Here is a 13249-nt window from a genome sequence, read left to right as displayed (position 1 = left end):
ACGGGGTTCGGCGTATAGGCATGCGCAACATCGCGGGCGAAGACCCGGTCGGCCTCAGGGAAAGAGACGTCGCGTTATGGAAAGGGACACTCGTTTGGCATTGCGCCAACGTATTACCGCGCCGCGTCGTTCGTATAATCAATGGGTTGCGAACGAAACGATGGAGGATTACGCGCTGCGCTTCACCGCGCTGAGTGCGCGGCGATTCTCGGCCGGGCGCGTGGCGGATACCGCGTTCGGCGCCACGGCGTTTCTGGCACTCGAGGCGATCGGCGGCGCGATCACGCTGCGCTACGGCTTCGCCAATGCGATGCCGGCGATCCTGATTGCCGGGCTGATCATCGCGCTGACCGCCGGGCCGATTGCGCTGGTCGCGGCGCGTGCCGGCGTCGATATCGATCTGCTGACGCGCGGCGCCGGGTTCGGCTATCTGGGCTCGACCGTCACCTCGTTGATCTATGCCTCGTTCACCTTCATTTTTTTCGCGATCGAAGCATCGATCCTGTCGGGAATGCTGGCCTATTGCCTCGGGATTCCGGAATGGCTCGGCTATATCATTTCAGCCGGCATGGTGCTGCCGATGGTCGCGTTCGGCATCACCTTCATCAGCCGGTTCCAGTGGCGCACGCGCGGTCTTTGGCTGGTGCTGAATTTTGCGCCGCTGATCGCCATCATGCTGCTCGCGGCCCGGGGGCGGGTCGATCTCGGGCCGTGGGTGCAGTTCGGTGCGGGGTTCCGCTGGCTCGATTTCGGGGCGGCGCTGTCGGTGATCGTGTCGCTGATCGTGCAGATCGGCGAGCAGGTCGATTACCTGCGGTTCCTGCCGCCGCCGGGGCCGGGCGAGCGGGCAGCGTGGTGGCGCGCGGTGATCATCGCCGGGCCGGGTTGGGTGGTGCCGGGCATCGTGAAGCTCGCGGCGGGATCGCTGCTGGCGGTGCTGGCGGTGCGCGCGGGGGCGGCGATCAGCGAAGCGGGGCAGCCGGTGATGATGTACCGGACCGCCTGGGCGATCATTCTACCGCACGGATTGGCGTTCCTGGCGATTCCGCTGACCGTGGCGCTCGTGCTGGTCGCGCAGTTGAAAATCAACGTGACCAACGCCTACGCCGGGTCGATCGCGTGGTCGAATTTCTTCTCGCGCCTGACCCATCGGCATCCCGGGCGGATCGTGTGGGTGTTCTTCAACGTGGCGATCGCCCTGATGTTGATGGAGTTGGGGATTTATCGGGCGATCGAGCATATTCTGGCGTTCTATGCGGTGCTCGCCTGCGCCTGGGTCGGCGCGATTTTCGGTGATCTGGCGATCGCCAAGCCGCTCGGGCTGGCGCCTGCGCGCATCGAGTTCAAGCGGGCGCATCTGTTCGACATCAATCCGGTCGGGCTGGGCGCGATGGGGCTGGCCGTGCTGCTCGGCAGCGCGGCGATGGGCGGGCTGCTCGGGCCGATGGCGCGCGCGTTTGCCCCGATCGTGGCGCTGGTGATCGCAATCGGCGCGGCGCCGGCGATCGCGGCATTGACCCGTGGGCGGTTCTACCTCGCGCGTAAGCCGCGCAAATCATGGCAGGGCACGGCATCACGCGTGTGCGTGGTCTGCGCCAATGCGTTCGAGGGCGCGGACATGGCGCATTGCCCGGTCTATGCAGCCCCCATCTGCTCGCTGTGCTGCACGCTCGAGGCGCGCTGCCATGATGCGTGCAAGCCGCAGGGGCGGTATGGGATGCAGCTATCCGCCGTTTTCAAAGCCGCACTGCCGGGCTCGATCTATCGCCGCCTGTCGCCGGCGACGCTGCGGTTTGCCTTCGTGTTCGCGGTCGCGGTGCTGCTGCTCGGCGGCCTGCTCGCGGCGCTGTACGGCATCGCGGGTCCGGCCGATCCCGCCTCGTCCGCGCTGCTCGCGCGGGCGCTGTGGCGGGCGTTTCTGCTGCTCGCGATCGTGGCCGGCGTGGTGGCGTGGCTCGGGGTGCTGGCGCGGGAATCCCGCCGTGCCGCGGAAGGCGAGACTGCGCAGCAGACCCGCCTGCTGCTCGCCGAGATTGCCGCGCACAAGCGCACCGATGCCCAGTTGGCGCGCGCGCGCGAGGCGGCGGAATCGGCCAATCTGGCGAAAAGTCGTTTCGTGGTCGGCATCAGCCATGAATTGCGCTCGCCGCTCAACGCGATTCTGGGCTATGCGCAACTGCTCGAAGTCGACCCGACGATTCCGGAAAAACGGCGCCATGCGCTGCGGGTGATCCGGCGCTCCGGCGAGCATCTGTCCGGGCTGATCGAAGGGCTGATGGATATCGCGAAAATCGAGGCCGGGCGGATCGAGATCGAGCGGCGCGACATCCGGTTGCATGATTTCCTCAGCCAGATCGCCGACATGTTCCGCCACCAGGCCGAGGCGCGCGGGATCGGCTTCGTGTTCGATTGTCCGCAGACCCTGCCTGAAACCGTGACGACCGACCCGACGCGGTTGCGCCAGATTCTGATCAATCTGCTGTCCAACGCGATCAAATTCACCACCACCGGCGAGGTTCGGCTCGCCGTGCGGGTGCCGGGGCAGGTGGCGGAGTTCACCATCAGCGATACCGGGCCGGGCATCGCGCCGGAGCATCGGGCGCGGATTTTCGAGCCGTTCGAACGGATCGCGCCCAAGGCCGGCGCGGCGCCGCCCGGCATCGGGCTGGGGCTGACCATAACCAAGCTGCTCGCGCAGATTTTGGGCGGCGATATCAGCGTGACATCCGAACTTGGCCGGGGCAGCATCTTTACCGTGCGGCTGATGCTGTCGCACCGGGCTCGTGGGGTGGCGATTGCGCCGCCGCGCCCGGCAGTGACGGGCTATGCCGGTGCGCGCAAGCGCGTGCTGGTGACCGATGACAACGCGACCCACCGCGCCTTGCTGGAGGACGCGCTGACGCCGCTGGGATTTACGGTGCTCTCCGCACCGGATATCCGCTCCTGCCTCGATCTCGCGCAATCGACGTCGCCCGATCTGTTCATTCTCGATCTGACGATGCCGGATGGCGATGGCGTTTCGCTGGCGCATCGGCTGCGCGCGGCCGGGCATCAATCGACGCCGATGATCCTGGTTTCGGCCGATGCGGGTGAGGTGGCGCGATTGCGCGGCGGGGACTCGCCGTTCGATGCGTTGTTAGTCAAGCCGGTCGATCTGCGGCAGTTGGTCGCGGATATCGGCAGGCTGCTCGGGCTCGACTGGGAAACCGGGATGACGATGCCGATGGTTGCAACCGATGCTGCGCCAGCCTCGATGCGTCTGGTGCCATATGCCGGTGAGTTACGCCGCCTCGCCGAAATCGGGTTCGTGCGGCCATTGCGCGAGCGGATCGATGAATTGACCGCCACCGACCCCGGGGCAGCACCGGTGTTAGGCGAACTGCGCCGCCTGCTCGATGAGTTCCGCCTGCCGGAGTTGATCGCCGCACTCGCCGACCTCGATCGGGATGCCGCATGAATTTCCGCCCCACCATTCTCGTCGTCGATGATGATCCGGCGATGCTCGGCCTGTTGACCGAAACGCTGGAGGCGGCCGGCTACAACGTGCTGGTCGCGTTGCAGGGCGAGATGGCGCTGAGCATCATCGGCCGCATCACCCCCGATGCCGTGCTGCTCGATGCGATGCTGCCGGGGATCGATGGGTTCGAGACCTGCCGCCGCATCAAACAGCTCCCCGCCTGCGCGCTGGTGCCGGTGATTTTCATGACCGGGCTGGCCGAGACCAATCACGTGATCGATGGCTTGCAGGCCGGCGGTGTCGATTACGTGACCAAACCGGTGCGACCGGACGAGGTGGCGGCGCGGCTGAAAGTGCATCTGGCCAATGCCGGGCTGACCCGCAGCGTACAGGCGGCGATGGATGCGGCGGGGCGGTTTCTGCTCGCGTGCGACCGGCGCGGCAAAATATTATGGAGCACGCGCCAGGCGGCGAAACTCGCGGGGCTTGGCACCGGCGAGCCCTTGCCGGCGGCGATTGCGTCCTGGCTCGCCGAACGGATTGCGCGCGAGATTACCAGCGAGACGCAGATGCTCGATCTGGCGGATCGCGTGGTCGAGATCGCGCTGCTCGGCCAGATCGGCCCCGATGAGTTTTTGTTGCGGATCACGCAGCAGGATGTCGAGGCCGATCTGGCGCGGTTGCGCACCCATGCGGCGCTGACGCCGCGCGAGGCGGAGGTGCTGTTCTGGCTGGCGCGCGGCAAGTCCAACCGCGACATCGGGGCGATTTTGACGGTCAGCCCCCGCACGGTCGATAAGCATCTGGAACAAATATACGTCAAACTCGGGGTTGAAAACCGCGCCTCGGCGGTGGCGATTGCGATGCGCGCGCTCGGGTCTACGTAGCTTCACGTAGGGTAGCGCGCGATAAGCCGCATTCCTTTGCGAGGGCCATACATGGCCAGATGATTTTACTATTTGGTAATCTCTGTCCCTCGAAAGGTGCAACCATGTCGATCGTCATGCCCGACGGCGCCACCAAGCCGAAACGAAAATTCAACCGCTTTGTCAGTAATCCGGTTATCGAGGACTATTCGCTACGCTATGCGCCCAAGAGTTTCCGCACCTGGTCGCAATATGCGGTGTTCTCGGCGGCCCTCGGCGGCATCGCCTATCTGGCGGACCAGGCGATCGGCGGATCGCTGGCAGTACAGTACGGCTTCACCAACGCGTTCTACGGCATTCTCGCGGCCGCGACGGTGATTTTCCTCACCGGCATCCCGATTGCGTATTACTGCGCGAAATACAATGTCGACGTCGATTTGCTGACCCGCGGTGCGGGGTTCGGGTATTTGGGTTCGACTATCACGTCGGTCATCTATGCCAGTTTCACCTTCATTTTCTTCGCACTTGAAGGTTCGATCATGGCGCAGGCGTTCAACCTGTATTTCGGTATTCCGCTGCCGATCGGGTATGCCATCGGCTCGCTGATGATCATCCCGCTGGTCGCCTTCGGCATGACGCTGCTGTCGAAACTCCAGACCTGGACCCAGCCTTTGTGGCTGTTCCTGCTGTTCTCGCCGCCGATCGCGGTGCTTGCGGTCGATCCGCACGCGATCAGCCAGTGGACCAGCTTTGCCGGTTCCTCGCCCTCCGGCACCGCGTTCAACCCGCTGCTGTTCGGTGCCGCCGCCGGTATCGCGCTGTCGCTGATCGCGCAGATCGGCGAACAGGCGGACTATCTCCGCTTCATGCCGGACAAGACCTCGAAAAACTCGGTCGGCTGGTGGCTCGCCGTGCTCGGCGCCGGTCCGGGCTGGGTTATCCTTGGGGCGGCCAAACAGTTGATGGGCTCGTTCTTCGCCTCGGTCGCGTTCAACCACGGTACGCCGCTCGCCAAGGCCAATGAACCGATCCAGATGTATCATGCCGGTTTCACCGCCATGTTCGGCGCGGGCATGGTCGCGATTTCGGTGGCGACATTCTTCGTCATCCTCTCGCAGATCAAGATCAACGTGACCAACGCCTACTCAGGTTCGCTGTCGTGGTCGAACTTCTTCTCGCGCCTGCTGCATGCGCATCCGGGGCGCATCGTCTACATCTTCCTCAACATCGGCATTTCGCTGACCTTGATGGAAGCCAACATGTTCAGCTTCCTGGGCAAGATCCTTGGATTCTACTCGAACGTCGCGGTCGCCTGGATCGGTGCGGTGGTCGCCGACCTCGTGATCAACAAGCCGCTGCTGAAGCTCAGCCCGTCCTATATCGAGTTCAAGCGCGCGCATCTCTATAACTTCAACCCGGTCGGCTTCGGCGCCATGGTGATCGCTTCGATCATCTCGGTTGCGGCGTTCTTCGGGGCGTTCGGGGCCTATGGCGCGGCGTTCTCGTCCTTCATCGCACTCGGTGTCGCCTTCGTTGCATCGCCGATCATCGCGATCGCGACCAAGGGCAAATACTACATCGCCCGTACGGCGCCCTATGTTTCGGGTAGCGATCACAGCACGCTCAACTGCGTGTCCTGCGGCTATGAATACGAAAAGCAGGACATGACGACCTGCCCGTTCCATGCTGGCAGCATCTGCTCGCTCTGCTGCTCGCTCGACAGCGATTGCGGTGACATGTGCAAGAAACCGGATGTCTCTCCGGCGCTCACCTTCGGTGCGGCTTCGGTGACGTGATCGGCGAATTCGATTGAGTAACGCGGGCCGGATGGCAGCATCCGGCCCGTTCGTTTGCGGCACGCTTCTTGCGATGCCGTTTGGTGATTATCGTGTGGATCAGATCAGGAGTGATGAATGCTTGACGTGACGAAAGGACGATCGGTCATCGTGGCGGCGGCGGTTGCGCTGGGGCTCGCGGTGATCGGGTTGCAGGCAGCACAGGCCGCGCTACCGGAAGCGATGATGAAGTCGAAGACCATCCGCTACTGCAGCGCGATCAACCTGCCGCCGATGGAGTTCATGAGTCCGCAGACGAAACCTGAAGGTGTCGACATCGACCTTGGCGATGCGCTGGCCAAGAGCCTCGGGCTGAAGGCGGTCTATATCAACATGCCGTTTGCCGGGTTGATCCCCGCATTGCTCGCCGATCATTGCGACGCGATCATTTCGCAGCTGTTCATCAAGAAATCGCGCCTGCAGGTGATCGATGAAATCCCCTATATGCTCTCGCATGAGGCGGTCCTGCTGAAACCCGGCGCACCGAAAGTGCCCGACCTCGAGGCATTGTCGGGCAAGAAAGTGGCAACCGTGACCGGCACCACGGCGACGGTGCTGCTCGACAAGGCAAACGTGGCTCTGAAAGCGGCTGGCAAGACGCCGATCGACATTGTCGCGTTTCCGGAAAACACCCAGGCCTTGCAGCAATTGCAGTTCGGCCAGGTCGCGGCTTACGGCGTGGCCTACGAGACGGCGCGCTACTACGTGCACAAGGTACCCGGCCAGTTCGCCATGGGCGGGCCACCCTATTTCAAGATCGCAACCGGGATCGGCCTGCGCAAGAACGAGACCGCACTCAACCAAGCGCTATCGGCATCGCTCGCCACAATGATGAAGAACGGTGCCTATGCGACGATCTTCAAGAAATGGGATCTCGGAATCGACATGCTCAAGCCGGCCGGTGGTTGAGCGCCGATGCATTTCGATTGGCCGTATTTCTGGCATCAGTTGCTGGAGCCCGACGGCGCGTTCCTGCAGGGGCTATGGCTGACCATTTTGATCAGCGTCGGCGGGCAGGTCATCGGTCTGGTGATCGGCCTGCCAATGGCCCTCGCGCGGCGTTCGGCTTCGGTATTCCTGATGTGGCCAGCGCGGTTCTATATTTTTCTGATGCGCGGCACGCCGCTGCTGGTGCAGATCGTGTTCATCTACACCGGCTTGGCCGCGGCGGGCATTCTGCGGTTTCATGATATCAACGCCGGCCCGTTCACCATTTCGGGCAATGTGCAGGCGGGGATTCTGGCGCTCGGGCTGAACGAGGGCGCCTATATGGCCGAGATTTTCCGCGCCGGAATCGATGCGGTGGATCGCGGCCAGACCGAGGCAGCGAAATCGCTCGGCATGGTGCCGGGGCAGATTCTGCGCTTCGTCGTGCTGCCGCAGGCGCTGCGGATCATTCTGTTGCCGATCGGCAATCAGTTCAACATCATGCTGAAAAACTCGACGCTGGTCAGCGTCATCGGGGTTTCCGAAATGCTGCTGGTGACCGAGACGATCAACTCCGCGACGTTTCGCACCTTCGAGCTTTATTCGGTGCTCGCGCTATATTTTCTGGTTCTGACATCGATCTGGGGTGGGGTGATGCGCTATGTTGAGTGGCGGATGGATCGTGGTGCCGCGCGCGGCGATACGGCGGTGATCGGCACGCTGCAGGGCGAGCACATCTGATGGCGGACGTGCTGGTGCAGGCGGAGCGGGTCGAGAAATTCTTCGGCCCGAACAAGATCCTCGATGGCGTCAGCTTCACCGTGACGCGCGGCGAAACCGTGGTGCTGATCGGCTCATCGGGGTCGGGCAAGACCACGTTGCTGCGCTGTATCAATCATCTGGAAAAAATCGAGGCGGGACGTATCACGGTCAACGGCTTTCTGATCGGCTATCGGGACCGGCGCGGCGTGCTGATCGAGGATCGGGAGCGCAATATCGCGCGCCAGCGCCGCGATGTCGGCATGGTGTTTCAGCGGTTCAACCTGTTCGCCAATCTGAGCGCGCTCGACAACATCATCCTGGCGCCGATGCGGGTGCGCGGCGAAAACCGGGCGGTGGCGACCGAACGGGCAATGCGGCTGCTCGGGCGCGTCGGCCTCGCGGAAAAAGCGCGCAGCTTTCCAGCCTCGCTCTCGGGCGGCCAGCAACAACGCGTCGCAATCGCCCGCGCCCTCGCGATGGAGCCGGCCGTGATGCTGTTCGATGAACCGACCAGCGCACTCGACCCGGAAATGGTCGGCGAAGTGCTGGCCGTGATGCGTGGGCTCGCGCAGGACGGCATGACCATGATGATCGTGACCCACGAAATGGGCTTCGCGCGCCAGGTGGCCGACCGCATCATCGTGATGGACCAGGGTCGCATCGTGGAAGACGGCCCGCCCGAACGCTTGTTCAACGCCCCCACACACCCCAAAACCCGCACTTTGCTCGCAGTGAGGCATTGATAGGCTGAGGTGGGATATGAGGTGTTGGTAAGCAAGGCGGAGGGAGAGCCCCTGGCCTTGCTTACTCGCTCTTCAAAAACAACAGCAGTTTATCGATGGCTTCCTGTTTGCCGAGTCCTTCGAGGGCGCCGTATTCTGCGGCCAGTCGTTCCAGGGCGGCCTCGAAGATCTGGCGTTCGGAGAAGCTCTGGTCGGGTTGGCCGGCGTTGCGGTGCAGGTCGCGGACGACTTCGGCGATGGCCATTGGGTCGCCTGAGTTGATTTTGGCTTCGTATTCCTGGGCCCGGCGCGACCACATGGTGCGTTTGATGCGGGCGCGGCCTTTAAGCGCGGCGAGGACTTCGTCGAACTGTTTGCGGCCGGACAGTTTGCGCAGCCCGGCGGTGCGGGCTTTGTTGACCGGCACGCGCAGGGTCATGCGGTTTTCATCGAAGGTGATGTGGATGAGTTCGAGTTTCTGGCCGGCGATTTCTTCGGCGGCGATGCGCTCGACCTTACCGACGCCGTGGGTCGGGTAGACCACGTGATCGCCGGCCTTGAAGTTTTCCGCTTTGGCGATCGCGCGTTGCGGCAGCATTGGGCGCGGGCCGGGGGGCGGCATGGCATCGCGCTCGACGGCGGCGGGGGTTTCCTTGGGGGCAGGGGATTCGACGGCGATCTCGTCATCGGGTTCGGCGGCGGTTTTGGCGGCGGCTTGGGGTGTGGCAGTCATATCGGGTGGGGCGCCTTTTTTTGAAATCGAACGCACCGCGGCTGGTCTCATTGTCGCGGCTGGTTCGGGTGCGGGTTCAGCAGATTTGGCGGGCCGGGCGCGCGCCGGCGCGACCTTCGGATTTGTCGAGGGCTTATCGATCGTTTGCGTCGATTTTGCGGCGGATGATTCAGTCGCCGCCGGCGCTTTAGCGGTTGCCTTGCGCGCGGGCTTCACCGGTTTTTCGGCCTCGGCCTGGTCCTGTGTCATGATTACCCTCGTCGATGAACGGATGCGGCCGTAAAATGCCGCAGAGGGTCATGATACTATCACAAAAACGTCGAGTCGGGAACGCTGCCCTGCCGGGCGGTCAGGCGACGCCCGGTTCGGCGGAGAACAGCTCGGCTTTGCCGGGTTTGTCTTTCCAGGCATCGGCATCCTCCGGCGGGGTGCCCTTGCGGGTGATGTTCGGCCAGGTGAGGGCAAAATCGCGGTTTTTTTCGAGCCAGGCGGCCGCCTTGTCGTCGGAATCGGGCACGATGGCTTCGGCCGGGCACTCCGGCTCGCAGACGCCGCAATCGATGCATTCGTCGGGATGGATGACGAGCATGTTTTCGCCGACATAGAAGCAATCGACCGGACAGACTTCGACGCAGTCCATGAACTTACATTTGATGCAGTTTTCGGTGACCACATAGGTCATCGGGCACTCCTGAGACATGAAAAAACTTAACCGCGATATGCCCCCTACATGGCATTTGCGCAAGATTGGCCGGAACCGGCTTCTTTGACCTCGTCGTACAGCAGCCGTGCTTCCTCCGCCGGGCCGCGCCGATGGGCGAGGCTGCGGACCCGCACAACCAGCACATCGCGCGACAAAGCCAGGGTGAGCACATCGCCCGGGCGGAGTTTGGCGTGGGGTTTTTCGGTCATCTGCCGGTTGATCCGTACGCAGCCGGCGCCGATCAATGTGGCGGCGATGGCGCGGGTGCGGGCGAAGCGGGCATGGAACAGGAATTTGTCGAGCCGCTGCCAGCCGACATCTTCGATCTGCGCCGCCTGGCGGGGATCAGGAGGCTTCACGCCGATAGGCGGCGAGCACCGCGAAAGGGTGGTCGGGGTTCGGCGGCGGCGCGGGTTCGGCGGGCGGGGTGATCACCGGCTTGCGCGGGGCGGCGATGGCGATGCGCGGCGGTTGCGGCGGGCCGAACTGGGTATCGTCGAGCAGCTCGGCGGCGATCAGCCGCAGGCCGAGGCCGCGCAGCACCGGTGCCAGATCATCCTGGCCGATGCCGAGGCGCGAAGCGAGCCCGGGCGGGACCGGCGCGGGGCGGCGGCGGGCGGCGTAGCGCAGATCGGCCGCGATCCGTTCGGCGATGTCGAGCCGGACCGCGCGGGGGCCGCAATCGAGCCAGCCCATGAAGCTCGCGAGCCCGGCCGGCCAGTCGGGTGTCGAAATCGAGACCATGCCGGGGGCGGGCAGCGGCGGCAGCCAGCGTTTGCGCCACGCGGCCCACAGAATGGCGCGCAGGGTTGCCGGCCGGGGCTTGAGCAGGGCAGGCAGGTAGAGCGCGAAGGTGCCGGCGCGGACGCCGATGCGGCGCAGTTCAGGGCGCAGCGCCGCATCGATCGGTGCGGCGGGCAGGACGCCCGCCTGTTCGGCGAGGCGGTGGACGACGCCGCGCAAGGCCGGGTTCTGCTCGGCGGCACGGGCGGCGGCGAACAGGGGCATCAGGTCGTGGGCGATGATTGTATCGATATAGCGGGCGAGGCGGGCGCGCAGGGTTTCGCGCTGGGCGCCATCGAGGAATTCGCTGTCGATGATTTCGATGGCGGGTGCGAGCAGGGCGCTGCCCTGGCGCAGCCGTGCGATCGGGGCGCCCTGCCAGGCGATCACGCCATCGGGTTGCAGGGCGAAGGCACCGTCCGGTGCGGCTTCGACCTTGGCGACCCGGCGCGGCATTTCGCCGCCTAGGGCGCGGCGGGCGGCGCGCAGGACCAGGCGCTTGTCGGCGCCGCCGATCGTGGCATCCGGCTCGAAGCGGAACCCATCGACCCGGCCGACCGGATGACCTTCGACCACCACCTCGCCCGCGCCGGTGACCGCCGAGATCAGGCCGGCGGGCTCGCCGGCATCGAGGCCGCGGGTGATGCGGGCGGCGCGGCGATCGACGAAGCGGGCCATCAGTTTTTCATGCAGCGCATCCGACAGGAGGTCTTCCGCTTCGCGGGCGCGGCCCTGCCAGACCAGGGCGTTGCGCACCCAGTCCGCCCTTGCCGCGATATAGGCCCAGATGCGCACGTCCGCGAGGCGCTGCATCAGTGTGTCGATATCGCCATCGGTGCGGCCGAGCACCGCGATTTGTGCGGCGACCCATTCCTCCGGCAGCACGCCGTCGTCGAGCAGATGCTGGAACACGCGGGCGCACAGCTTGGTGTGGATATCGGTCGCGAGTTTGCGGAAATCCGGGATCTGGCAGGCTTCCCACAGCAGGCGGACGGCGCGGGGGGTGCGGGCGCGGTCGCTGATCGCGCGGTCGCCGGACAGGGACGACAGGGTCAACAGGTCGGACGCATCATGGCCGCGGGTAAGGCCCTGGCGGTCGGGGGCCGAGAGCAGGCTGGCGAGCAGCGCCTCGATCGAAGTGAAATCGAGGGTGGAATTGCGCCAGGCGAGTTGTTCGAGCGGTTCGAACGCATGGGCTTCGACCGCGGTGACCAGATCATCGGTCAGGGGGCGGCAGCGGCCGGTGGTGCCGAAGGTGCCGTCGCGCATGCCGCGCCCGGCGCGGCCGGCGATTTGCGCGATTTCGGCGGCGGCGAGCGGGCGGGGGCGGTGACCATCGAATTTCGAGAGGCCGGCGAAGGCGACGTGATCGACATCCATGTTCAGACCCATGCCGATCGCATCCGTTGCGACCAGGAAATCGACCTCCTTGTCCTGATACAGGGCGACCTGGGCGTTGCGGGTGCGCGGGCTGAGGCGGCCCATCACGACGGCGCAGCCGCCGCGGCGCGAGCGGACCGCTTCGGCGATGGCGTAGACCTCGGCGGCGGAGAAGGCGACGATCGCCGAGCGCGGCGGCAGGCGCGAGAGTTTGGTGGCACCGGCGAAGCTGAGTTGCGACAGGCGCGGCCTGGTTTCGATTTCGGCTTCGGGCACCAGGCGTTTGAGGAGTTTGCGGATGGTCTCGGCGCCGAGGAACATGGTCTCGACCATGCCGCGCGCGTTCAGCAGACGATCGGTGAAGACGTGGCCGCGATCGGCATCGGCGCAGAGCTGGATTTCATCGACCGCGATGAACTCCACCGGCCGGTCGAGCGGCATGGCCTCGACCGTGCAGGAGAACCAGCGGGCATCGGGGGGGACGATTTTTTCCTCGCCGGTGATCAAAGCGACGTTGCGGGCGCCTTTGATGCTCACCATGCGGTCGTAGTTTTCGCGGGCGAGCAGACGCAAGGGAAAGCCGATGATCCCTGAGGAATGGCCCAGCAGACGCTCGATGGCGAGATGCGTCTTGCCCGTATTGGTGGGGCCAAGCACCGCTTTCACACGCGGGGCGAATCCGGACATGAGGGGAGTGTGGCGATTTCTGGGTGGAAAGCAAGGCCGGGGGGTGGTTGGGCAGGGAAGGTTTAGGGCTTCTTTTTTGTAAAAAAGAAGCAAAAAACTTTCTGACCCTGGGGCACGGGCGTTTCCACCGGCACGGGCCCAAATGACCAAAGTTTTTTTTGCTTCTTTTTTGTTCACAAAAAAGAAGTGCTTTCCTAGTCTTTTGTGCTTGTCGTTTTGATATCGTAACGACATAGGCGTGCGAAATCATGGCCCCTTCCGCCAGAGTTTTTTGACGTTGAAGGACGGCACGAAGGGCTGGTGCCAGGGTGGCACGGGCGGTGGGGGTGGGCCGAGGATTTCGTGGAGTTGTTCTGGCGTGAAGTCGATGCTGCCGTCGGGGTTGATTTTGTAT

The 13249-nt window shown here is 64.4% G+C and carries 11 protein-coding genes; 7 read left to right on the top strand and 4 right to left on the bottom strand.

Going from position 1 to position 13249, the window contains the following annotated elements; translation table 11 throughout:
* The first annotated feature begins 94 nt into the window (after window positions 1-94).
* The 6 genes from B7X49_RS06740 to B7X49_RS06715 all read left to right on the top strand — a co-directional run bounded on the left by B7X49_RS06740 (window position 95) and on the right by B7X49_RS06715 (window position 8590).
* Window positions 95-3457 (top strand): ATP-binding protein, encoded by a 3363-nt coding sequence (locus B7X49_RS06740; RefSeq protein WP_286702749.1) that lies wholly within the window; start codon window positions 95-97, stop codon window positions 3455-3457.
* The gene (locus B7X49_RS06735) at window positions 3454-4344 is read left to right on the top strand and encodes a response regulator (RefSeq protein ID WP_029312834.1); all 891 of its coding nucleotides are present in this window, start codon (window positions 3454-3456) and stop codon (window positions 4342-4344) included. The genes B7X49_RS06740 and B7X49_RS06735 overlap by 4 nt, the downstream gene beginning before the upstream one ends.
* 104 nt (window positions 4345-4448) lie before the next feature.
* Window positions 4449-6119 (top strand): cytosine permease, encoded by a 1671-nt coding sequence (locus B7X49_RS06730; protein WP_286702750.1) that lies wholly within the window; start codon window positions 4449-4451, stop codon window positions 6117-6119.
* A gap of 117 nt (window positions 6120-6236) precedes the next feature.
* Window positions 6237-7067, top strand: coding sequence for an ABC transporter substrate-binding protein (locus B7X49_RS06725; RefSeq protein WP_286702751.1), 831 nt, complete (start codon window positions 6237-6239; stop codon window positions 7065-7067).
* A 6-nt stretch (window positions 7068-7073) separates the two neighbouring features.
* Entirely contained in the window at window positions 7074-7826 is a 753-nt protein-coding gene (locus B7X49_RS06720; RefSeq protein WP_286702752.1) for an amino acid ABC transporter permease, read from the top strand.
* The gene (locus B7X49_RS06715; RefSeq protein ID WP_286702753.1) at window positions 7826-8590 is read left to right on the top strand and encodes an amino acid ABC transporter ATP-binding protein; all 765 of its coding nucleotides are present in this window, start codon (window positions 7826-7828) and stop codon (window positions 8588-8590) included. Before B7X49_RS06720 ends, B7X49_RS06715 begins: the two co-directional genes overlap by 1 nt.
* Window positions 8591-8651: 61 nt before the next feature.
* Here B7X49_RS06715 and B7X49_RS06710 read toward each other — a convergent pair whose 3' ends face one another.
* Complete coding sequence (locus B7X49_RS06710; protein WP_286838722.1) at window positions 8652-9302, bottom strand: CarD family transcriptional regulator; 651 nt, start codon at window positions 9300-9302, stop codon at window positions 8652-8654.
* An 85-nt stretch (window positions 9303-9387) separates the two neighbouring features.
* Between B7X49_RS06710 and B7X49_RS06705 the strand changes: the two genes are divergently transcribed.
* Window positions 9388-9585, top strand: coding sequence for a hypothetical protein (locus B7X49_RS06705; protein ID WP_286838710.1), 198 nt, complete (start codon window positions 9388-9390; stop codon window positions 9583-9585).
* Window positions 9586-9651: 66 nt separating this feature from the next.
* On the opposite strand, the gene fdxA is transcribed toward B7X49_RS06705, so the two are convergent.
* The 3 genes from fdxA to B7X49_RS06690 are packed head-to-tail and all read right to left on the bottom strand — an operon-like array spanning window position 9652 to window position 12855.
* Window positions 9652-9984, bottom strand: coding sequence for a ferredoxin FdxA (gene fdxA / locus B7X49_RS06700; protein ID WP_029312828.1), 333 nt, complete (start codon window positions 9982-9984; stop codon window positions 9652-9654).
* Window positions 9985-10028: 44 nt separating this feature from the next.
* A complete protein-coding gene (locus tag B7X49_RS06695; protein WP_286702755.1) occupies window positions 10029-10364 on the bottom strand; it encodes an RNA-binding S4 domain-containing protein in 336 nt (111 codons plus the stop codon).
* Window positions 10351-12855: a helicase-related protein gene (locus B7X49_RS06690; protein WP_286702756.1), complete on the bottom strand. Its 2505-nt coding sequence runs from the start codon at window positions 12853-12855 to the stop codon at window positions 10351-10353. The genes B7X49_RS06695 and B7X49_RS06690 overlap by 14 nt, the downstream gene beginning before the upstream one ends.
* Window positions 12856-13249 lie beyond the last annotated feature (394 nt).

Origin of the sequence: Acidiphilium sp. 34-64-41, from assembly GCF_002282635.1 — a bacterium.
Classification (GTDB): domain Bacteria; phylum Pseudomonadota; class Alphaproteobacteria; order Acetobacterales; family Acetobacteraceae; genus Acidiphilium; species Acidiphilium rubrum.
This window is presented reverse-complemented; position numbering and strand designations above follow the sequence as displayed.